Here is a 21,795-nt window from a genome sequence, read left to right as displayed (position 1 = left end):
AATCGTTAAGCTAGTTCCCAAACGCATTCCGATCGCGTCAAGCGTATTTGAGCTAGGGCAAAAATGGTCGGGATAATGCGGCCGTAGTTCGTGGAAATCGATCGCCAACCCAAATCCGCTAAAAACCAAGTCCACATCACCGGGCCTATCAACGAAAATACGCTCCGCGTCGCACCGTAACGAGCCGCACTCACCGCCATACCGCGCCGCGCCGCCTGAATTGCGACATAATTTTGAAACTGGGTTGCTGCAGTTGCAGTGCCTGCAAGCACTCCTTGTTTTGCCATTTGATAGGTGGCAAAATGCAGCGCAAATTGATTGGCCATTAGTTTGAGCAGCATTGGTTTTAAGATGGAACTAACAGCTAAAGCGCTGCCGCCTTTGAACAGTAAACCCAGCGGGTCTTTTTCTGCAGAAATTGGCAGGGGTTCTGAGAGTTTAGAATCAACGATCGCTCGCTGTACGCGCAGTGTCAGCGCTTGCTGTTCGTCTGCAGGTAAACGCTTCCACGCGCGACCCATTAAGTGCAGAAATACTTCTGCCTCTAAGTCGGTGGTTGACAACTGTCTGGGATAAGGGATTTTGAGATAGCGACAAACTTGAATTAGTGCTTGTCTGTAAGTTACTTGTTGGGTTCGCCCTCTGAGTACCGTCAACCCGTCGGCTGCAAGATAGCGAAACCGCTGTTCTACGGCGTCGAGCCATGCTTCGCGATCGCGACTTTGTACATCTATCGGTGCGGGGGTTTGCACGTAATCTAAAGGGTTAAACTTGCGGCTGAACAGAAGTTCTGTTAGTTGCTGCAATTCTTCTTCTGTTGTCAATTCGAGTGCTGCTCTGAGTTCGTCCAAAATTTTGCCCTCCCGTATACGATTTTAGATTTTAGATTGCTGCTGGTTGACAACCAGTGGGATTTAGGATTTACCTACAGTGGCATTTTTTATCGGGTCTTAATCATGGATTCGTGCTGTCCCTTATTCTACTACCTGGCGCAGGACGAGCGGCAGGATTTGCACAGAAGATCCGACTGCTAGAAGCTATAACCTCAGCAGCTACATTGATCTGCGGACGCGCATCTAAATTTTACAGTCAAGTTTGGTGTCCCGCCGCTCCTAAAAATACAATTTAGATGCCCAACAGCCAACCCGGAACCCCTGGGTACGTCTGCAACCCCGCAGCTTGAGGAGTCAAACCGGCGCCCTGAACCCCCACTATTTTATTCGCTATAAACAAAGGAAAAATAATTTAGTGTACTTCTGTTCAAAAATGTCAGTTAATCCTATAATGAGTTTGGTTTTTTTAGAACAAAGTAAATGATGTCTTCTTCTGTCGCACCGTCTTTTTTGCAGGGATATTGGCAAGATACTTTCAATCTCAAGCAGCATCTACAGGATTTTTTAAACTTAGACTTAGAAACAATTGAACAAGAGCTGGCTATCGGTCAACAATCTCTAAAAGAAATAGGTCATCGGGATTTTGATTGGGAAAAAGCTAGCGAGTTTTATCGCGATCGAGTCGGACAAGCTTACCTATTTGACCTCGGAGCTTGGCATATGTCGAATCAGGATTACATAGGAGGCACTTTAACATTAATATCAGATATGGCTGCCGGTCGAGTTTTAGATTTTGGCGGCGGTATTGGCACTCATGCTATTGCAGCAGCTCTTTGTCCTCAAGTAGAACAAGTAGTCTATTGCGATCTTAACCCGATAAATTGCAATTTTGTTCAAAGCCGAGCTGCTAAGTTAGGATTGAGTGAGAAAATTTCGTGTAGTCTGGAAGTATCTCCTACAGAGATTTTCGATACGATTGTTTGTTTAGATGTGATGGAACATTTAGTCAATCCCAGTCAGCAATTGATGGATTTTCACCAAATGCTGGCTCCGTCAGGGAAGATTATCCTTAACTGGTATTTTTTTAAAGGTTTTAATCAAGAATTCCCTTTTCATTTAGAAGATCCGCAAAAAATAAACACATTTTTTACTAAACTTCAGTCGAATTTTATCGAGGTTTTTCACCATCATTTAATCACCGCTCGTTGCTATCGCAAATTAACTGCAAGTTAAGAAATCAGCTGAAAACTTATTTCTTAGAAAAAGTCCGGTAAGTAATGTATCTGAAAGTCCAATTATGTTCGATGTTGCGGTGATTGGTGCGGGTATGGCGGGGCTCAGTTGCGCTCAACGGTTGCGTCAAGCTGGTTATTCTGTGGCGGTTGTTGAGAAATCTCGCGGTGCGGGGGGACGTGTTGCTACCCGCCGCGTACATGGTACTAGGGCAGATCACGGGGCGCGGTATCTGGAACCGCAGGGGGATGCGGTGCAGGGGTTAATTGAGGTTTTGGTCGATCGGCACATCCTCAAACTCTGGACTGATACTGTCTGGGAATTTCGACAGGGAAAACTTTCTGCTATTCCTAGTTCTTGTTATGTCGCACCTGCGGGTATGAATGCTATCGGTAAGTATTTGGCCCAGGATTTAGAGATTTGGTTTGGCCGCCGCGTACAAGCTATTTCTACTACAGATAACCAAAGGTGGCGTCTTTCCCTAGAAGTCACTGACAGCAATTTAGAGATACCTCAAGAATTGATTGCTAAGGCTGTGGTTGTGGCAATTCCTGCACCTCAAGCTTTAATGTTTTTGAGTTCGGAAATCGGTTTTCAATCTGATTTTCTTGACAAATTGCGTTCTGTGGAGTACGAGCCTTGCATTACGGTTATGGCTGGCTATCCTGCGGCAAAACAGCAAGATTTAAGTAATCTAAATCCGCAGTGGAAATCTGTTTCTTTTCCCGATAATTCTGATTTAGCTTGGGTTGGTTTAGATAGCAGCAAACGGCTCGATCCGCTGCTGCCGGTGTTTGTGGTTCATAGCAGCGCAAATTTAGCAGAACGCTATTTGGAAGCTGCTGATTTGGAAACTGTTGGTCAAGAATTGCTCGATCGCACTTCTGAATATTTAATCCCTTGGCTGAAACAGCCGGAATGGTTGCAGGTTCACCGCTGGCGCTATGCTTTTTGTCGAAATCCTTTGCCTGTTTCTTGTTTGGCTGTGGAAGGGAATTTGCCGCTGGTTTGTGCGGGGGATTTGTGCGGGGAAGGTCAAATAGAGGGTGCTTTGCGATCGGGTTGGGCGGCAGCTAATTGGGTGAATTCTCAGTTGCAGGATTTGCCGTTAGATTCAAGCCTAAATTGGTAATATGGCTACAGTTAAGGTATCGAAAAAGACCAAAGTCCTTGCTAGGAAATGGTCAGCTTGATCGCCCTTTATCCCAAACGCTGTACCTCTTCCACCGACAGAGAAAGCGCCTGGGCAACTTGTTCGACGGTTAAACCCATTGCCAGTAGTTGGGGGATAGCATCTCGTTGTGTTTGCTCCACGCGATCGGCCCGCTGGCGCTCAGCTTCAGCTCGTTGACGCTCAGCTTCAGCCCGCTGGCGTTCCTGTTCGGTGTGGAGGCGTTCGAGTCGAGCTTGCTCGCTCCCCGTCAGCAACAAATTCCCCTGATTATCCCACCAGCGCAACCAACGCTGTGTCTGATTTTGATAGCTGCCTTCCCATACGCCTAACTCTACTCCCATGCGCTCGATCGGGTAATGTCCGCGATCGTTGGGTTCCAATCGACAATAACGGGCGTTTACACAGTTGTAGACTTCCAGTTGGCTGGTTTTGATTGTATAGATGGCGTAGTAGGGAATGCGGATAATCTGTTCGTATACCCAAAACTTCCCTGGTTTCTGATTAGTACCTTCTGGCAAACGAGATAAAGGCGTGTTGTCTCGTTCTTCGGAACCATCCCCACTGGCCAATTCGATCGCAATTATTGGCACCATATACTCGCGCCAAATCACGTAAGAGCGGCGAATTTCGCCGTCTAACAAAGGCGGAACGTTGGGGACGTAGAACCAGTCAGGGGCTTCGGCTCCGCGTTCTGGTGGGTCGGTTTCGCGCCAGTAAATGCCACAATCTTGCCCGATCGCATATTGTCCGTCGGGGTGAAGCGTTTGCAGTGTGCTTTCTAGGGAGTCGGTGAGCAGGATGCTCTGGGGATGTTCTTGAAAGTTTTTCACGAACGTGCCGTCTGATTCGGGGAGTTGAGTGTGATCGGGGAAGGCGGGGGGCAACCCTGTCGCACTAAGACTTTGGGTCATGGCTGGTACGCGATCGATTGGCGATCGAACTGATGCTCTGTTATAGCCTAGCGATTTTCGATTAATTTGTGTACTTGAAGAGGGAAGAAGGAAGAGGGAAGAAGAAAGAGGGAAGAAGGAAGAAGGGAAATGCAATTAAAGCAATGATTTCAGCAGTCAATAACGTCCCCCGGAATCTGGCGCAGTTGCTACTTCTTCCTTCTTCGTTCGGCTAGAGTTCTGAAAAATCAATCTAACGACCGACAAAAAAATGGGAAAAATGTGTAAATTCCCACTTTGCTAAATTGTTATTTTTGTGCTGTTTCCTGTTGTTGTAAGTCTTGTTCTTGCATCTGCAATAACTCGGGAACTGTTACGAAACTGTACCCTTCATTTCTCAATCGGGCAATAATATCAGGCAAAGCTTTGACAGTTCTGGCTCGATTACCGCCGCCGTCGTGCATCAGCACAATGCCGCCGGAATTTGCCTGCCTCATCACGTTGTCTATCAAAGATTCCGTAAGAGTTCGCCAATCAAAAGAATCAGCAGACCACATCACAACTGCATAATTTTTCTTTTGAGCATAAGCTGTCAATCCATTGTTTAAAATGCCTCCTGGCGGACGGAACATAGATGTTTGGATGCCGGTCAAGTCGTCAATTAAGGATGAAGTGCGATCGATCTCGCGAGCGGCACCGTCTTCGTTATACTGAAGGTATTCATGGTTCCATGTGTGATTGCCGATCGCGTGACCGGCTTGTGCGACTTGTTTGCCAATTTCGGGAGAATTTTGCAGGTATTTTCCTACCCAGAAGAATGTAGCCTTAATATTATTTTCCTTGAGAATATCTAGGATTTGTGTAGTTGTTTTCGGCCAGGGGCCGTCGTCAAATGTCAGGGCGATCGCCTTGTGCTGGGAGTCGAGTTTCGCGTGATTAATGGTTGTACCTTGAAACTGATCCGGTACGGCTGATTGAAATCGGATAGCCTGCACTTGGGCTAGAGCCTGTTGGGAAAATTCTACTCGATTGGCGATCGCCTTGGAGAACTTATTAATATTGGACATCGGCTGTTGTTCTTGCGACTGGGATACGGTCAAGACTTGCGCCTGAATCGGTTGCAAGGGCTGATTTGCCCGCAACAAGTTAATCGGCCATGTCACACCCAGCAAAAAACTTCCTGTTGCTGCCATCAAAGCAACGATTAAAGTTTTTCGCCGCCTCCACAGCAGTTTCAATTTTGTCACGTCATTGTCTCCTTCACACCTTGTACAGTTAATTTGAGATTTTATGTTGATATCAAGTTAATCCACTTAAGAGGATAATCTTAAATTGGACAGTCCGTAAAAATGCTACTGGAAATAACCGATCGTGGGGAAGTCCGTCAGGATAAAAAAATTTAAGATTTGTGCGCTAGAAATCCCCTAACCCATGAAAACGCGGGATGGTGAACTTTTTCCCCAGCCAGGGGGACGGCGCTCTCGGATTAATGGCACGATATTATTAGGGACTCAGCCCGCATCTGCCCGCGTCCCTACCTGACACTGCAAGTTGGTTTAACCTGAGATGTTGCACTATTGTCAATAAGCTTTTTAGGAACAGGCTGGACGGCCTGTTCCACAATAAAATTCACTCTTTGTGGAACAGGCCGGAGAGCCTGTTCTTGATAATAGTGCAAGATGTGAGTTTAACCTGAGATGTTGCACTATTGTCAATAAGCTGTTTAGGAACAGGCTGGACGGCCTGTTCCACAAGAAAATTCACTCTTTGTGGAACAGGCCGGAGAGCCTGTTAAGCGAGAATAGTGCAAGATGTGAGGTTAACCGGATTTGAGATGAGGGCGATCGCGCGCCCCCAGGGTCGTAAAATTAACTTTTAGGGTCGATTCTCTCTTTGTACAAGCCGACAATCCGATCGATAACTTCAGCAACAGTCAGATTGTCTGTTTGAATTTCCACAGCATCTGCCGCTTTACGCAAAGGTGCAACCGCGCGGGTGCTGTCCTTTTCGTCCCGCAGGGCGATGTCTTGTTCCAATTGGGCCAAGCTAATATTAGCTTGATCGGTATCTTTAAGTTCTAACAGCCGCCTGCGCGATCGCTCTTGTACCGAAGCCGTCAAAAAAATCTTCAATTCCGCATCGGGAAACACGTTAGTGCCGATATCGCGGCCTTCTGCTATGATTCCGCCTTTTGTGCCGCAGCGCCGCTGTTCCTCCACCAGAAACTGCCGCACGGCCGGAAGTGCCGCCATTTCCGAGACGCGGGATGTCACTTCCAAACTGCGAATTGCCTCGGTTACGTCTTCGCCGTTAATCTTCAACATCTTTGATGCGGGATCGAGGTTGTATTCTAAATAACTGGAACTGATTAATTCGGCGATCGCGCATTCGTCGGAAATAGGCGTGTCTGTTTTCAATGCTAGCCAAGTCAGCGCCCGATACATCGCGCCGGTATCCAGATAAAACAAGTTCAAAGCTGTTGCTGCAAGGCGAGTTACGGTAGATTTGCCTGCTCCCGCCGGGCCGTCGATCGCCACAATGGGCCGGCGATTCCTGAGAATTATATTGTCAATCAAACGAGTAGAGCCAACTCTGGCGGCCACGGCTAAAAGTCCCGCTGTTTCCACAACCTGCAACTGCGTCAGAGTGTCGGGATCGACAATTTCGGCATATTCGAGCTTGACTGCGGGCTCTCCTGCGACGGCTGCGTGGGCGGCAGCGAGTGCGGCGGCTGCGGTGCGGTCGCCTGAAGAAAAAGTTTCCGAGGCTTGTTGCAGCGCGCGGTAGAGTACGGAGGCTTGCTGTTTTTGCTCTACTGTTAAATACTGATTGCGAGAACTCATTGCCAGTCCAGACTCTTCGCGGACGATCGGACAAGCGACAATCTCTACAGGCAAGTTAAAATCCAAGACCAGCTTCCGAATAATTGCTAGCTGCTGGGCGTCTTTTTGACCGAAATAAGCTTTTGTCGGCTGCACCAAACTCAAAAGTTTAGTAACAATTGCTGCGACGCCCTGAAAATGACCTGGCCTTGCTTTGCCGCACAAAACCGATGTCATCGCCGATGGCGGCACTACTTGAGTTAAGGATGAAAGGTGAATCTCTATCTGTTTGTGGGCGGTTTGCTCTGTTTCTGTGGGTGAAGCGAAGCTATCCCGTAGGGAATCGACTGCTTGATGGCCGAACATTTCCGTTGCTGAGGGAGCAAATATGGCATCAATCCCTGCTTGTTCGCACAACAGCCGGTCTTGCTCGAAATTCCGAGGATAATCTTGAAAATCTTCTGTCGGCCCAAATTGCAGCGGGTTGACAAAAATGCTGACCAGGGCGATCGCATTTTCTTGCCTTGCCCGCTGGATCAAGCTCAGATGCCCTGCGTGCAAAGCTCCCATCGTCGGCACCAAACCGACTGTCAAATGAGGTGCAGCAGACTTTTGTAAATTTAAGTAGCAGCGAAGTGCTGCAATGGTAGTAAACAGGCGCACCGGTAGAATCTCCTGAAGGCATTCGGCAGAATGCAGAGTTTATTTGTTGTCAGAATTTGTTCGACTTGACATCTTGCACCATCTTCAAGAACAGGCTTTCGGGCCTGTTCCACAAAGAATAGTGCAAGATGTCAGTTTTATCTCACATCTTGCACCATTCTCAAGAACAGGCAAGATGCCTGTTCCACAAAGAATGAGTTTTCTTGTGGAACAGGCATCCTGCCTGTTCCTAAACAAGTAATTGACAATGGTACAAGATGTCAGTTTTATTCTACTTTCTGCTTTCTACACTTGGGATAAGTTTTGTATTCTGCCTTAGAGTACCGTTCAGCGTCCACGAGTTGTTTGCTGCGGCGGTTCGATCACTTCGATTTCCACTCTGGCAACGCCACTGCTGATCATTCCTAGCACGCTGGCGGCGCCGGCGGACAAGTCAATGAGCCGATCGCCCACATAGGGGCCGCGGTCGTTAATGCGGACGACTACGGTGCGGCCGTTGTCGAGATTTCTCACCATGACTCTCGTTCCAAAAGGCAAATTTGGGTGGGCTGCGGTCAAATCATTTTGGTTGAAACGCTCGCCGCTGGCGCTGAGGTTGCCGTTAAAGCCTGGGCCGTACCAGGAAGCCCAGCCGCTGAGGCGCACTTGAATTGGGCCCATAGACAGCACAGCGGGTTCTGGTTGGGGTTTGCCTGCGACTTCTTCCAGGGGTGGGGCGTTGCCCAGAAGCCGGCGGAGGCGATTGGTTGCTTGCAGGGCGTCTCGGCTAAAGTTGCTGGTGGTGTCGGGGAGGATTGTTTCGGCGTTGATGTTTACCAAGTCCTCGCCGTTTGCCTGGATAATGTAGCGATCGCCTTTTTCCCACTTAACGGTAATGCTGTTGGGATCGATGTTGTTGCGGGCTAGCTGATTGAGTCTTGCTGCTAAGGTTGATGCCCGCCAAACTGGATCAGGTTCTTGGTTGCGGTCGTTGCTGGCAATGTTTCCGACTTTGGGATTTTCTCTTGCGCCCGCTACTTTTGACGGACTGCTAGGACGGGCTTGGCTGTTGCCAGTTTCTCCCAAAGGCGTGTTTGTTTCCGGATTCGCGTTCAGAAAGGTGATGACTGGAATGTTTCGCACGTAGACTGTCGCTGCTTGTCGCCCGCCTAAGTCGTGGGGCTGAATTTTGGCGATCGAGTCTCGGGCAATTTCAGCTCTGGCTTGATACTGATACTGTCCGACTTTTTGCGCTTCGACCCGAGTAGCGTTTAACTGCCGGGACGGTTGGGTGGCAATTACTTGCTCGGAAACCTGAGAGTTTTGGTTGTCGGCACCTGTTGCTTGTGCGTGACAAGAGGATGCCGTTCCTACCACAGGAACTAACAGGACAGCCAGTAGACCACCAACAAATTTTTCCTTCATACGTCCATTTTTGTGAATAGCCATTGCCAACCGAGATTGGAGGATTGGCCATTTGGCGGCGGGCGTCAAGGATTTCTCTCTTGCCCTTCGCCATTCCCCCGTGAGTCAAAGCAAAGTATCCGGGTGCGTTTTTGCTTTAATGCTTCTACCCCAAAAAAATTTGGCGGAAACTTCCCTGACACTTGACAACTCATCTTCGATTCGCAATTTGTGTTTTGTTCACGAACTGCAACAGACTACCACAAACTTTTGTGCTTGGGGATCGCTGCGATCGCGATTTTCACCAAATCTTCATCAAATTTTCTCAAAACCCTCTATCATAAAACCCTTTAGTTCCAGTGCTTACAGCCGTTTCAGTCTTTACGGAAAAATTTACAAAAATTTACAAAACTTTAGTGTATTTTGTGGGCTAGGGAATGGCTAGTCTTAAAAAAGCTGTTTGTCAACTGTTATGGGAATAAACTAAAAATTAGAAGAAATCGATTTGGCGGACTTATGGATTATCGAGAAGCAGGTGTGGATGTTGAGGCGGGCAGAGCTTTTGTCTCGCGCATCGGGAGTATGGTTAAGAGCACGCACCGATCTGGAGTTTTGGGCGGATTCGGCGGGTTTAGCGGTTTTTTTAGCGTCCCGGAGGGTTTAAAAGAGCCGATTATGGTTTCGGGTACTGACGGTGTTGGGACTAAGTTGAAATTGGCCCACAATCTCGATCGGCACGACACGGTAGGTATCGACTTGGTGGCGATGTGCGTCAACGACGTGCTGACATCCGGGGCCGAACCCCTCTTTTTTCTCGATTATTTAGCCACGGGAAAGTTAAATCCCGAACAATTAGCGGCGGTGGTGGCCGGGATTGCTGACGGTTGCAAGCAAGCGGGCTGTGCTTTGTTGGGCGGGGAAACGGCAGAAATGCCCGGTTTTTACCAACCGGGAGAGTACGATTTAGCTGGTTTTTGTGTGGGAATTGTCGAAAAGAGCAAATTGTTGGACGGTTCGCGGGTTAAAGTCGGAGATGTCGCGATCGGGCTGGCGAGTTCGGGCGTGCACAGCAACGGTTTTAGTTTGGTGAGAAAAATTGCGGGCGATCGGGGTTTTGATTGGCATTCCCAACCCGAAAAGTTAGGTGGCAAAACTTTAGGAGAAGTGCTGCTAACTCCGACTACAATTTATGTTAAACCAGTCCTCGAAGCAATTAAGAGCGGTCTAGAAATTCATGGCATGGCTCACATTACGGGCGGCGGCTTGCCGGAAAATTTGCCCCGCTGTTTGGGAGTTAATCAATCTGTGAAAATTGACAGCAATAGCTGGCCAAATTTGCCCATTTTCCAGTGGATTGCTGAAGCGGGCCAAGTGGCCACAGCAGATATGTTCAATACTTTTAATATGGGGATTGGCTTTGTGCTGTTGCTCGATTCGAGGGAAGTAGAACAGGCTGTTAAATGGTTTGAATCTCAGGGAATAGGTGCTTGGGCGATCGGGGAAGTGATTGAGGGGAAAGGAGAATTGATCATGGGTAATTAATAAGAAGCAATCGCATGGGGTGAAGATTGCTTCGCTTTGCTTTGTGCAATAACAGATAATCTCAATCTGCCTTCATCTGTGTATATCTGCGGTTAAATTTATACTTTGGAAAGTAACCGCAGAGGACGCAGAGGAGACAGAGGAAGAAAGAGAAAAAGGAATTCACAACAGATGACTCGTTGCTACAATTTCAAAGGAAATTGAAATAAGCTATTATGCTTTTAAATACGGTATAATTCAAAATTATTTCCGTGAATTAGTGTAAAATTATCCGCCGAACGTTTAAATTAATTGAAGAGCTATACTATTTATTACATCGACTCTGAAATGAAGGATTGTTAATTGTTGAAGTGAGAAAATATCAAAAACCAAGGTAATGTTTGTATCACAGTTTAAATAAAAAACACCTTATTAGGCTTGTACGTGACTCAAAATTCCCAAAAACTCCTGCACAACTAGATCCGGTTGTTCGCTGCATCGGGTAGTGTCGTAATGTTTGACAAGACAGATGCCAGAATCTCTCAAAAGCCGATCGCACATTTCATCTTCTGTTGCGTTTGGATGGGATGATTCACGGTCAATTTTCAGCATCCCTAGCTTGTTTTGGTGGAAAATCAGAAAGTCAGCTTCTAGATTCTGTCTACCTTCCGGTGTTGCGAGTCGGAGTTGGGAGTTGGGGATGAAGAGAGTGGAAGTGCGATCGAGTATTTCGGCAATTTTCACTTGTGCGTCGGAGTGAAAGCAAAAACCGTTCCAGTTAATTTCGTTTTCTGAGTCAGATAATTCAGTTTCGCTGTCAGAGGTTATTATTTTATCTAAATCAGCTTGACCATAATCAGCTTCATTTAAGTTTGCGAATAATCTAGCTCCACTTAAGTTTGCTCCGCTGAGATTTGCTCCGCTGAGGTTAACTTCTATTGTCAGATTTCGCTGTAAGTTCACTTGAGTTTTTCGTAAGTATCGTTTTAATACTGATTTTAGATTATCTCTTTTGACCTTTTCCCCGAATACCTGTGATAGTAATTTCCATAATTCATAACCCGTAGCTTTGATATAATCGTATTGATATCCCGTAGTTTTAGCTATTTCTCCGTAAGACCTGCCTTCCCATGATTGACGAAACACTAGCTCTTGAACTTTGTTGAGGCGATCGTAGTTGAGGGCTGTTTCTGCGATCTCTATGGCTTCGTCAACGGTCATGTGTGAAAGTCCCTTACTAGCGGAGCGTTAAGGTAGGATTAGTATAGATTCTACCGCAACAGACGCTTAATATTACTATTTTATTACTATTTTATTACTTTTTATTACTGTTGAACCTGATATTAAGTCGTTATAGTTTAAAAAACTAAGGAATTTTATATGGAACCTGTAACAATGACAGCCGGGGCGATCGCAACTTTAGTATTAGTCAAAGCCACGGAGACAGCCACAGAGAAGGCTACTGAAAAGCTAGGTGAGCTAGTCGTTGAGAAAGCTGATAAGTTGCTATCACTGCTTAAAATCAAGTCGGCAAGTACAGCAAAGGCTATAGAATTAGCTCAAAACCAGCCCTTAAATTATAGCAAAGCAGTTGGTGAGTTAGAAGCAGTCATGAAAGATCCGGAAGTCGCTAAAGCTGTCGAGGAAGTAGATACAGCAGTAAGTACAGATGCAAAACTGGCTTCAGCCGTTAAAGCTTTGACGAATGCACTTCAGTCTCAGCCACCAAGTGTCCAGAATTTTGGGAAGATAGCAGAGGAAATTAAAGAAATTAAAGCCTTTTTTCAGGGAGGGACTTTTAGTGGTGACTTTCACTTCTGACTAAAACCACCCGAAAGCCACAAAAGCCAAAAAGATAGTGATGAAGATATGGGATCCGTAGTAATTGGTTTATTTAGTGTGGTTATATTAGGAATTATCGCACTGGTAATAGTAGGTCCGCCAATTCGTTTTCCACCTCCAACAGAAACAACACGGCTTCCTCCTCCTACGCAAAATGAGGGGACTAAAAACACAACTTTAATCCCACCTCAGCCTATAAAACCACAGCCTGAGTCGCCACCACCAACTCCAGTATCGTCACATCCTGACGAAAACCCTTGCACAAAAGAGCAAAATGGCAGTACCGTAAACCTTGAGTTTCTAAATCGTTCTTGCACCTTCGCTGGCAATGTTAGCTCTAATAATGTAGAGAACCGTTACCGTTTTAAGATAGATAATCCCAGTAATATCAGCCTGTTTTTAGATGGTGTCAATAGCGAAGTAGAAATGTTTTTATATTCAGACCAAGATGGCACGGGAGTAATTCAATATCAACTTGAAAACACATCTGCTATTAAGTCAAGAACCGGAATAATTAAACAAGAATTGAATGTGGGTAGCTACATTATTGTTGTGAAGTTGAAAGCTAGAGATACCCCATATTCACTTCAAATAATTAATAATACAAGTCAAATTCAAAATCTTGGTTATTTGGAAGAAAAACCCATTTCTAAAAATGGCAGTATTACTTTAAATAATCGAGAGCAACTTTACAGTTTTCAACTAGCCAATCCTAGCAGCATTAGTCTGTCTTTGGGTGGCGTGAATAGCGAAGTAGAAATGGTTTTATATTCAGATAAAAATGGAACAGGAGTAATTGAATATCAACTGGAAAATATCTCTGCTTTTAACTCAAAGCCAGGAATAATTAAAAGCAATTTAAGAGTAGGTAATTACATTGTTCTTGTACGCTCAAAACTTAGAGAAACCGAGTACACTCTTACTATGTCTGCTCCGTGAAATTATAGTACATAACAGACTAATAATTACGCGCTCTTCCTTCACCCTCCCTTCTTCTCAGCATTCTCTGACGAAGGGCGATCGAGCTTTTTGAAGTGCGATCTTACGTCCTTAACCACATAAACACTTCTTTGTCAAGATAAACATATTTCCCCAAAACCGTCAGCGGCATCATCTCCCCGCTGCCAAGTAAATCAATTGAAACCCCATCTCGAATCAATATTTTAAACAATTCCTCGTCATCTTTTATCAAACTAACATCTAACTCAATAACTTGACCTTCTTCCCTCATTACCTCCAACAAATCAGAAGTAGATACCTGAAATATTTCCAGATTATTACAGCGCGCAGTCCAGCAATTGCCGTAACGGCCCGTAGCTTCAATATCAGATATTGCCCATTGCTTTAATAGATAAGTTTTGTCTAAATACTCAACGATTTTTGCAACTCTCAATTCCAGTTTTTCTTCTGCTTCGCAGCAAAGAGTCACAGCCCATTTTTGATCGATATTATAGGTAATAGCCGATTTTTCAGATTTCATACATTCTACCAGTCCGCGAAGGCGGACTTTGTTTGTGTAGGCGCGATTTCCAATCGCCCTGAAATCGGTGGTTTCAATACCACATTCACTCCTCAGACTCAGACTCAAAATCCACACGATCGTAAATATCACCTAACCGCATCTCAAACTCCACACAACTCAATCTCAACACCCCATCAGCACCATCATACTCAGACAAAACCCACTTATTATCATCCGTCTTCACAAACTGTTCAACGTGCATCTCGTATTGATCGATCAAAACATACTCCCGAAAACTAGGAAGAGAACGAAAAAGTTTAAACTTGCCGCCTCTGTCATAATCCGCCGTCGATTCCGATAAAACCTCAGCCACCATCACCGCATTAGTAATCGTATCTTTCCTACCCTCAACAAACTCCAATTTCCCCCCCACCAACATCACATCAGGATAAGTACAAACTTGCTTCTGCGGTATCCACAAACGCAAACCTAAAGCAAATAAATGATAATCTCTCTGTTTTTTCAAAGCGAAGTTCAAAGGAGCAATCAAATTACCTACTATCAGGTTGTGATTGGCGGAATCAAGGGCCATTGGTAATATTTGACCGCTATGATATTCACTTTTATACTCTGCTGCCTCTTCTAATTCAAAATACTCGAATGGAGAGTAATAAGGCTGTGCTTTCTCGATTGCTTCGCGTATTTCTGTTAAGGCCGTCATAGTAAATCCTCGGACGATCGTACTTACAATTATATAGTCCTGGACGCGCTACGACCAAAGAAACCGGGTTTTTTACGAAATACTTCGTTGTAGGACGCAGATTGGGAAAAAACCCGGTTTCTGGGCATCATGCGTAAGTTTAATCGAAACTACAGCTCACAAATCCTCATCTTGTGTTTCAATTACCTCTCCTTCAAACTCAAAACCACGCTCCATACCATCAAAATATTTGTCAAAATTAGGCTTAATCCACAGTGCAGCTTCCCCGTGTCCCAACTCCACAGCTTTATCAATTACCTCCTTCCAATCCCTCAAAGAAAATCCCGTCGCTTCCATCGTCTTGAAACAATCCCAAACAAACTTTGGCACCGATACCGGCGACACGGAATATCTCAACAATTCCTGTGCACCTTCGGGCGAAATAATCACATTATTCTCAACCCAAATCATACCCACATCTTCTTCTCTTTCCCCTTGCCAATTCACCTCGCCATTTAAAACATAACCCCAAGGTTTAAGAAAATTGTCGATCAGATACTGCAACCATTCGACATAATCATAAAACTTTTCTACACCGCTCCATTTAATCCCGCCGCCGTCAGCAGTAGGAATCCAGTTACACCACAATCCGGGCTGAGTCTTCGGCGGGCGGTTGTAATCGACAACGGAAACTTCCGAATCTTCATCCCATTTTTCATTCACAAAATAGCAGCCTTCTTCGCCCAAAGGCAAACCAACGGCTTCTCTCGCTGGATCGGCAATACTTTGCAAAATCGCCGGATTTCGCTTCATTCGTCTAGTTCGAGAAAACTCCAATAAGTAAATAGCTTCGCTGTCTAATAACCGTTTGTTTAAATGAAATATTCCGTCAAATGTTGTAGTGTATCCCATGATTTCGACCTATTTATAAATGTATGGTGTCGAACTCCAACTCAGAAGAAAGTTTATTGTTTGTGGAACGGGCTTCTAGCCCGTTGCTGACCTTGGTGCAAAATGTGATTTTCATATATTTCACTATTCTGAAGAACGGGCAAGATGCCCGTTCCACAAGAATATTGAGTTTTTGGGGAACGCCTTCCAACCCTACTTAGTCTTGTCCAAAGTCCGCGACTCCAACCAAATAGGAATTGCAATCCAAGCAACTGCTAACAGCAAAGCAAATACCGCAAATTGAGCAGCCCAAGCTACCAATTTCTCCAAAGACACAACTTGTCCCAAGAAGTAGGATAAACTGACCATTACCGATGCCCAACTGGCAGCACCCAGAACATTGAACAGCGAAAATTTCCAAAAAGGCATTTCTGCAATACCTGCTAGGGGGCTAGCAAAAATTCGCAGCAATGCGATGAAACGACCCAAAAATACGGCTTTAGCTGCATTTTTGCTAAACTGTTCTTTTAAGTCAAACAGTTGTTCTTCTCGAAAGCGGAAAAATTGTCCCAGCTTCAGCAGCAGCGGCCAGCCGCCGTACCTGCCGATCGCATAACCAAAATTTCCGCCCAATGTAGCACCAGCGATCGCACTGCCGAGCACAAACCAGTAATTCAGTTCCCCGCTGCCAGCTAAAAACCCGCCAGCAATCGTAATAGTCTCGCCTGGAAGAGGAACTCCCAGATTTTCCAGCAAAATTCCCAGAAATACTGCCCAGTAGCCGTAATCGCGCGCAAACTGCTGAATAGTCTCTAACGATAAAAACTCAAAAGACATTCGATACTGCCTTCGTAAACTTTTGCAAAGCTCAATACATTTATATATTGGCTCGATTCAGCCAATAGTGCAATCTTTCGCTGTGATGAAAAACACACTGTTGTCGCGATCGCTGGCCCAACTAAAAATTAGCCTTTCAGGCATACTAGAGGAATAGAGAATTGTTGCGGTTGCGTTCCGCGCGATCGCTAGCCAGTTTCCTACTAAATTTATCACAACGGCTCTCCCCACCGATTCCCACAAGGGCGATCGCCCATCCTAAAACATACGCGGAAATCCCCTGAGTCTCTCAAGAGAGTCAGCAACTAAACTAACTTATTCATACTTTACGATCGTAGGATAACTGCTATGGAATTTCCCAACTTCAACCAACCCATCGTCCTTCAACCTCACAACTGCCTCGACTCCCAAGCCGGCAGCCTCCTCCAGCAACAGCTAGCCGAGATTGTGCCCGATCGCCACAAACTCTGGGTAATAGACATGGCCGCCGTAGATTTCATCGACAGTTCCGGGCTGTGTGCCTTAGTCGGCGGACTCAACGCCGCCCGCCACCGGGGATGCCGCCTCGTCATCTGCAACCTCTCAGTTACAGTCAAGCTAATTTTTGAAATTACTCAACTCGACCAACTCTTTGAAATCTTCGACAGTTTCGAGCAAGTTATCTCCACTGAAACTCCGGCTTTAGTTGCCTGATTAAAATTAGCTGCCCAGTTCAAATCTCAAGTTTCCAATAGACTTCAAGAAACCGCACAGCTAATTTCAATATCATAAATAGGTTGATTTGTCAAGCAATACCAATGACAAACAAATAAATCCGGCACTTGAACGCCGACAGAAGCGATCGCAGGTGCAGCCGGAAAAGGCCAAAGTCGATCGAAACAAATCCTTTCCCCTACGAACCCGAACTGCATCAAATAAGTCGCTGGCGGCGCATTTAAAAGATTCAGCAAGCGGTAAGCCAACTCATACAACTGCTGTCGCCAAACATCCGACAAATGCACCGGTTGAGAGTAACTAAACTCGCCAGACTGCTTAGAAGGTTCCCCACCAATCACCTCAGCATACAGTGGGCCCTTTGCCGTCAACACCACAGGCAGCCAAAAATTGCCACCGCCGACGGGAAAAAGCAACTCCTGGGACACTCGATCGCGCGCTGCCGAAACATTGCTACAAAATCGAAACACCTCTTGAGCCGGAAAAACCAGATTTTCTGGCACATCCAGCGTCAAAGGACAAAAGATCGCCCCACCCGGAGCGATCGCGCCAGAATGGAGTTCAGAAACCCCACAGATATTGACTTCAGTTAAAGGATCAGATTGAGCGATCGCTGCCTTGAGACTTGGGGCCGGATCTTTCTCACCACCCGCGACCATCAAAACCTTAGACATTGCCAAAGCTCGGCATTTGAATGCCCCGATCGTCCGTTTCATCGACGCTCGGCAGATCCAGGCCCTTAGCCTTGCGGCTCCGCACAGCGAGACGGTAAGTTACGCTTTGCAATTCAGTGTGCAACTGGCGGTTTTCCTTTTGCAATTGCTCCAACTTTTCCTTAATCGGATCGAGCCGCTCGGCAAACTTCTGGCGGTAAACCCCCGGCAATTCCTGAACCACCTGTTCTAGCATCCGAGAGCGATCAGTCAATTCTTGCACCGACTGCCGCAGTTGGTAAACCTCAGCATCCCGTTCGGCGATTTGTTCCTGATAAAAACTCACCTGTTCTTCAACAGCTTGGAGTTGTTCCCGCATGGCCTGCATTTGAGCTTGGTGGCGATCGGAAACTTCCGGCGCGGGCACAAAATTAGAATTGCCCTTCACCAGCCGGAAAAGTTCTTGAGACAACTGCTGCACCAATTGGTCGCGCATTTGCAGCTCTTCGGTGAGACGAGATACCTCTGATTGCAATTCTTTTGAGCTTACAAGTTTAGTTTGATTCACGATGACTCTCAGCTTTTGTTATATAATGTGTTTCTCTTTAAAAATATCTTTCCCTTACCGCAGAGGCAAGAGGCACTTCAAAAGTTTTGAACCGATTAGGCCAAATCGAGCCAGCGGCCCGATGTCAAGGGTAAAGCTCAGTTTAACTCAAATCTTGCATCCACGTCATCACCTTAGTTTCTTGCCCTAGACAGAGTTAACATCCTAGGTTTTTGGTCAATAAACCAGGTTTCTGAGCTTTTTGTGAGAATAGTGCAATATCTCATGTGTAACCGATCGCAGCAGAAAGCACTTTGCCAGCTTCGTCCACGGTGCTGCCAAAACAGATAATGCCGTCCTCGTGACCGGCCATCGCCAGAATTTTGCGATCGGCCAAATTCTCCTCCTCAAAAAGTCTAAACATTTCTAAGGCCATCTGGGGAGTGCCGTAAGGTATTTCTTTTCTAGTAGTAGGAATCTTAAACAGCAGTTGCTGCCATAGCGTAGGGTTATGGACGTGAATTATCGCGCCCACATCCTGTCTCTGAAGGTACAGGGCCCCGTGAGTCAGGGACTCCGACGAAGCTTGTACGGGGCCCCGGCAACCGAGGAAATTTTGTTCTAAGTTAAAGTCGGTAACAGTACAGTAGAATTCTGGTCCCAGAGTCTTCAAGTGTGCAGTCTGGGTTCCCGAAATCACGAATTGGCCAGACTTGCCGAGTCTGACGCTGACGTTGCCAAACCCTATGCCATTTTCGTAGACGCCAATTAATCCCCAAGCGTGGAGCCGATCGCGCCATTCCATCAAATCTGCTATGTTGGTGGCAGCTACAGGGCCTGCCTCTTCCCAATCACAGCGGTACTTAACGACTCCTTCATCCATCTATTTTCCTGCCAGAGCGACACCACAGACACGGCCCAAGCTGAGACTTAATCGAAGTTGTCAAACTGCTTTTTTTTGCCTGCTGCCTTATGTCTCGGTGCATGAGTGCCTTAACTAATTTACATTCCATTGTCGCCGTAATTAGCGATCGACATTAGCAAAAAGTAAGCTACGAAAGAAGAACAAATTATTCCAAACATCAGGGTCTAGCCTCTAGGTAATTGCAAAAGTTCAAGATGAAAAGGTAGGCTGCTGAATCAAATTATGATTTTGCCTGTAGGGGTAATTCTAAGTCAGCCGTAGGGCAACCACGGGGGGATTGCCCCTACAAACTTCATACCCAATTCAGCAACGTCGGTTTACGATATCTTTACAATCTAGACATCGTGGGTTGACTTTCCCTATCTCTAATCATGGCTTCCAACCCCTGTCTCTGTCAGTCGGAAAAGTCGGATTGTAAAGTCGGAAAAGTCGGATCTTTGCCATGAGTACATAATTGAGAGCGTTGCTGAATACAGGTATGAATTCAAGATTTCGGAATGGCTAGAAGCCAAGTATGGTGAGTTTTGTAACATCAAGCGAAAAGTTGTTCATACCTGTATTCAGCAACGCCTCAAAACTTACGCTTTCTGTAGGGGAGTTTGATTCCAGGCTCTTGCCCGATCGAGTTTCTGATGTGAAACTACATAACATCCCTGCATCGGTTATTGCTATATACTACAGCATTTCTACTGACTTGACTTCTACTTTAAGAAATATTTAAGGAGCAATTACCCCTTAACCAGGTAACTCAGGTAAAAAGCAACCGTACATTTACTGATTTTTTTCATTATACATATATTTAAGCAAAAAGCAAGCGGAACAGAAAAAATATTTTTTAGCCTGTCTGGGAGCAACTGGCACAATCTTCGGGTGCTCTACGTTAGTCCACACCTCTGTCGATCGAGCAATTTTTAGCTCCGGGGCATCTGACAAGCTAAGAAACCGGGTTGAGCCTAATATTATGTCACGTAAAATCACCGCAACGCCAGCTCGCGTCGGCGGGTTCACCAAAATCGGTAGTAGTAGTATAAGTTATAGATCCCGTAAACCCGCGGCTACCGAGAGGGGGATAGTCGATCGACCGAACCTGATATAAGTCCTCCACAGAAAAAAACCAGCCGATCGAGTCAGTGCTCGATCGGCTTGCATTTTTCTGTGAAGCGCGATCGCTCGCAGCCCTTTAAATATGGAAGTGATACAAGATGCTGCCGTCGTCTTTAATTTCGCAATTGGCATTAAAGACTTCAGCTTGTTGGTTCAAAAAACGCTGAGCCACATCCGGCGACAGCCGCGTTTCCATCGCAAACCGCACCAGAGTGATTTCGCCCCGGCCTTCTTTGATCAGTCGGTACAAAGCACTTTGGAGCCTTTCGCTCTCTTCTCGCTGAAAAGCTGCTTTGTACCTCCAATCCGCCACCGAAGGAATCAAACCGCGGCTGACCAAAATCGCCAACAGCAAGCCAATTCCCAAAATCAGAGGCACTGTCGGATCGCTCGTGGGCGTCGCCACAATTTGTGGCACTGTAGCCGCGGCCAAACTGCTGACCATTTCTTTTTCCGACGCTTGCGTATCCGCCATTGCAAGCTGAGTTTTGTTGTAAAAGTCTTGCTGAAGCTTCATTTGCTGCAACAGGCGAGCGCGCTCTCTTTCGTATTGGTCGAGTTTTTGCTGAGCTTGTTTCAGGTCTTGAGTGACTTGTGCCAAGCGTTGGTTGAGGGACTGATTGACTGATTGCCACCGATATCTGTTAATCAGGCGGCTTTTTTCAACCATGCCCTTCATCAACATATCCGCCGTTTGGATTGCTTGCTCCTGATCGAGCGAGCGATACCCAACCACAATTTCTAGGGGTTGTTCCGCCTTAGAAATCTTGACACTAGCATTTTGTCGAACTTGCTGGGGCGAGAGCTTAACTGCATCTGCCACTGCTTTGACAACATTATCTGCTAGGAGAACCTCCGGGGTGAGTTGCTCTCCCTGCTTGAGAATTGTCGTGCCCGTGGTCGAAAATTTGACTGGCGGATTATTAGAAGTGAGAGTGCCTTGAGCCATGAATCCGGGGGGCGGGGCGAGGCGGTAGGCCAGGGCGCCTGAAATACCCATAATTACAGCAAAACTGCCTAGGGCAATCCATCTGTATTGATGTGCTGAAGATCTAAAACGTAAATTTCCCATTTTGATAGTCAAGTCATAACATTCGCTTGCCACAGCTACTGCCAAACCCAAGAGCGATCGTTTCTTTCTGGTTAGTCAAATTGACTGCTGAAAATTTTCTCAGCTTCTACCTAAAAGCTATTAGCTTTTGAGAGTTGTCAATATTCATGATCCGAAAAAACCGATCGCGCTTTTATTTGATCCGAGCTATAACTTCAGTTTTTGTCCTTAATAATTAATCTGTAACAAGGCTTCTGGAAGTCTACTGGCCTCAGACTAGCACTCAGGCGTGCGAGATCCTCGCCTCCCCGTGTTTGTTGACATTCAAAACTGTCTCCTTTTCACCCTTGGCAATCCTCCAATTATCTTACGTCTTGGCGTCTTGCGGACGCGGTTGAAGAATAAAAAAAACCTTAAATACTCTGCCTAAAAACTTAACAAGCAAGAATTATACCATGCAGTTAAGAGTTTGCTGCATATTAAAAAAAATTGTGGATCGGGGGGTGAGACCCGATCCACATATTCACATAACAATTATGGTTCGATCGGT

At 46.0% G+C, this 21,795-nt stretch carries 21 protein-coding genes; 6 read left to right on the top strand and 15 right to left on the bottom strand.

Annotated features, from left to right (window positions below; all coding sequences use genetic code 11):
- Positions 1-5 precede the first annotated feature (5 nt).
- Entirely contained in the window at positions 6-851 is an 846-nt protein-coding gene (locus QUB10_RS01530; RefSeq protein WP_333198843.1) for a YaaW family protein, read from the bottom strand.
- A gap of 462 nt (positions 852-1,313) precedes the next feature.
- Between QUB10_RS01530 and QUB10_RS01525 the strand changes: the two genes are divergently transcribed.
- On the top strand, positions 1,314-2,066 hold the full coding sequence (locus QUB10_RS01525; protein ID WP_333198841.1) for a methyltransferase domain-containing protein: 753 nt from the start codon (positions 1,314-1,316) through the stop codon (positions 2,064-2,066).
- Positions 2,067-2,130: 64 nt separating this feature from the next.
- On the top strand, positions 2,131-3,198 hold the full coding sequence (locus QUB10_RS01520; RefSeq protein ID WP_333198839.1) for an FAD-dependent oxidoreductase: 1,068 nt from the start codon (positions 2,131-2,133) through the stop codon (positions 3,196-3,198).
- Positions 3,199-3,266: 68 nt separating this feature from the next.
- Here QUB10_RS01520 and QUB10_RS01515 read toward each other — a convergent pair whose 3' ends face one another.
- From QUB10_RS01515 to QUB10_RS01500, 4 genes are all read right to left on the bottom strand, one after another.
- Complete coding sequence (locus QUB10_RS01515) at positions 3,267-4,151, bottom strand: Uma2 family endonuclease (RefSeq protein WP_333198837.1); 885 nt, start codon at positions 4,149-4,151, stop codon at positions 3,267-3,269.
- Positions 4,152-4,438: 287 nt separating this feature from the next.
- On the bottom strand, positions 4,439-5,377 hold the full coding sequence (locus tag QUB10_RS01510; protein WP_333198835.1) for a polysaccharide deacetylase family protein: 939 nt from the start codon (positions 5,375-5,377) through the stop codon (positions 4,439-4,441).
- Between the two features lie 621 nt (positions 5,378-5,998).
- Positions 5,999-7,615, bottom strand: a complete 1,617-nt coding sequence (locus QUB10_RS01505) for a bifunctional pantoate--beta-alanine ligase/(d)CMP kinase (protein WP_333198833.1) — start codon at positions 7,613-7,615, stop codon at positions 5,999-6,001.
- Between the two features lie 327 nt (positions 7,616-7,942).
- On the bottom strand, positions 7,943-9,043 hold the full coding sequence (locus tag QUB10_RS01500) for a septal ring lytic transglycosylase RlpA family protein (RefSeq protein WP_333198831.1): 1,101 nt from the start codon (positions 9,041-9,043) through the stop codon (positions 7,943-7,945).
- Between the two features lie 471 nt (positions 9,044-9,514).
- Here QUB10_RS01500 and purM point away from each other — a divergent pair, with 471 nt between their 5' ends.
- Complete coding sequence (gene purM / locus QUB10_RS01495; protein ID WP_333198829.1) at positions 9,515-10,540, top strand: phosphoribosylformylglycinamidine cyclo-ligase; 1,026 nt, start codon at positions 9,515-9,517, stop codon at positions 10,538-10,540.
- A gap of 411 nt (positions 10,541-10,951) precedes the next feature.
- On the opposite strand, the gene QUB10_RS01490 is transcribed toward purM, so the two are convergent.
- A complete protein-coding gene (locus tag QUB10_RS01490) occupies positions 10,952-11,740 on the bottom strand; it encodes a pentapeptide repeat-containing protein (RefSeq protein WP_333198827.1) in 789 nt (262 codons plus the stop codon).
- A 159-nt stretch (positions 11,741-11,899) separates the two neighbouring features.
- Here QUB10_RS01490 and QUB10_RS01485 point away from each other — a divergent pair, with 159 nt between their 5' ends.
- Positions 11,900-12,340, top strand: coding sequence for a hypothetical protein (locus QUB10_RS01485; RefSeq protein WP_333198825.1), 441 nt, complete (start codon positions 11,900-11,902; stop codon positions 12,338-12,340).
- 48 nt (positions 12,341-12,388) lie between these two features.
- Positions 12,389-13,300: a hypothetical protein gene (locus tag QUB10_RS01480; RefSeq protein WP_333198823.1), complete on the top strand. Its 912-nt coding sequence runs from the start codon at positions 12,389-12,391 to the stop codon at positions 13,298-13,300.
- A gap of 103 nt (positions 13,301-13,403) precedes the next feature.
- Here QUB10_RS01480 and QUB10_RS01475 read toward each other — a convergent pair whose 3' ends face one another.
- The 5 genes from QUB10_RS01475 to QUB10_RS01455 all read right to left on the bottom strand — a co-directional run bounded on the left by QUB10_RS01475 (position 13,404) and on the right by QUB10_RS01455 (position 16,467).
- A complete protein-coding gene (locus QUB10_RS01475; RefSeq protein ID WP_333198821.1) occupies positions 13,404-13,841 on the bottom strand; it encodes a hypothetical protein in 438 nt (145 codons plus the stop codon).
- Positions 13,842-13,926: 85 nt separating this feature from the next.
- The gene (locus QUB10_RS01470; protein WP_333198818.1) at positions 13,927-14,544 is read right to left on the bottom strand and encodes a Uma2 family endonuclease; all 618 of its coding nucleotides are present in this window, start codon (positions 14,542-14,544) and stop codon (positions 13,927-13,929) included.
- Positions 14,545-14,700: 156 nt separating this feature from the next.
- The gene (locus QUB10_RS01465) at positions 14,701-15,435 is read right to left on the bottom strand and encodes a hypothetical protein (RefSeq protein WP_333198816.1); all 735 of its coding nucleotides are present in this window, start codon (positions 15,433-15,435) and stop codon (positions 14,701-14,703) included.
- Positions 15,436-15,627: 192 nt separating this feature from the next.
- The gene (locus tag QUB10_RS01460) at positions 15,628-16,251 is read right to left on the bottom strand and encodes a DedA family protein (protein WP_333041712.1); all 624 of its coding nucleotides are present in this window, start codon (positions 16,249-16,251) and stop codon (positions 15,628-15,630) included.
- A gap of 57 nt (positions 16,252-16,308) precedes the next feature.
- Entirely contained in the window at positions 16,309-16,467 is a 159-nt protein-coding gene (locus tag QUB10_RS01455) for a hypothetical protein (protein ID WP_333198814.1), read from the bottom strand.
- Positions 16,468-16,599: 132 nt separating this feature from the next.
- Here QUB10_RS01455 and QUB10_RS01450 point away from each other — a divergent pair, with 132 nt between their 5' ends.
- Entirely contained in the window at positions 16,600-16,944 is a 345-nt protein-coding gene (locus QUB10_RS01450; RefSeq protein ID WP_333198812.1) for an STAS domain-containing protein, read from the top strand.
- A gap of 44 nt (positions 16,945-16,988) precedes the next feature.
- Here QUB10_RS01450 and QUB10_RS01445 read toward each other — a convergent pair whose 3' ends face one another.
- From QUB10_RS01445 to QUB10_RS01430, 4 genes are all read right to left on the bottom strand, one after another.
- The gene (locus QUB10_RS01445) at positions 16,989-17,639 is read right to left on the bottom strand and encodes a hypothetical protein (RefSeq protein WP_333198810.1); all 651 of its coding nucleotides are present in this window, start codon (positions 17,637-17,639) and stop codon (positions 16,989-16,991) included.
- On the bottom strand, positions 17,632-18,186 hold the full coding sequence (locus tag QUB10_RS01440; protein ID WP_333156313.1) for an Npun_F5560 family protein: 555 nt from the start codon (positions 18,184-18,186) through the stop codon (positions 17,632-17,634). Before QUB10_RS01440 ends, QUB10_RS01445 begins: the two co-directional genes overlap by 8 nt.
- 262 nt (positions 18,187-18,448) lie before the next feature.
- On the bottom strand, positions 18,449-19,048 hold the full coding sequence (locus QUB10_RS01435; RefSeq protein WP_333198808.1) for a class II aldolase/adducin family protein: 600 nt from the start codon (positions 19,046-19,048) through the stop codon (positions 18,449-18,451).
- Between the two features lie 1,222 nt (positions 19,049-20,270).
- Positions 20,271-21,194 (bottom strand): hypothetical protein, encoded by a 924-nt coding sequence (locus tag QUB10_RS01430; RefSeq protein WP_333198806.1) that lies wholly within the window; start codon positions 21,192-21,194, stop codon positions 20,271-20,273.
- Positions 21,195-21,795 lie beyond the last annotated feature (601 nt).

The organism is Microcoleus sp. B5-D4 (assembly GCF_036705145.1).
Lineage (GTDB): Bacteria > Cyanobacteriota > Cyanobacteriia > Cyanobacteriales > Microcoleaceae > Microcoleus.
Note: the sequence above shows the minus strand (reverse complement) of the source record. Positions and strands in the feature narration are given on the sequence as shown.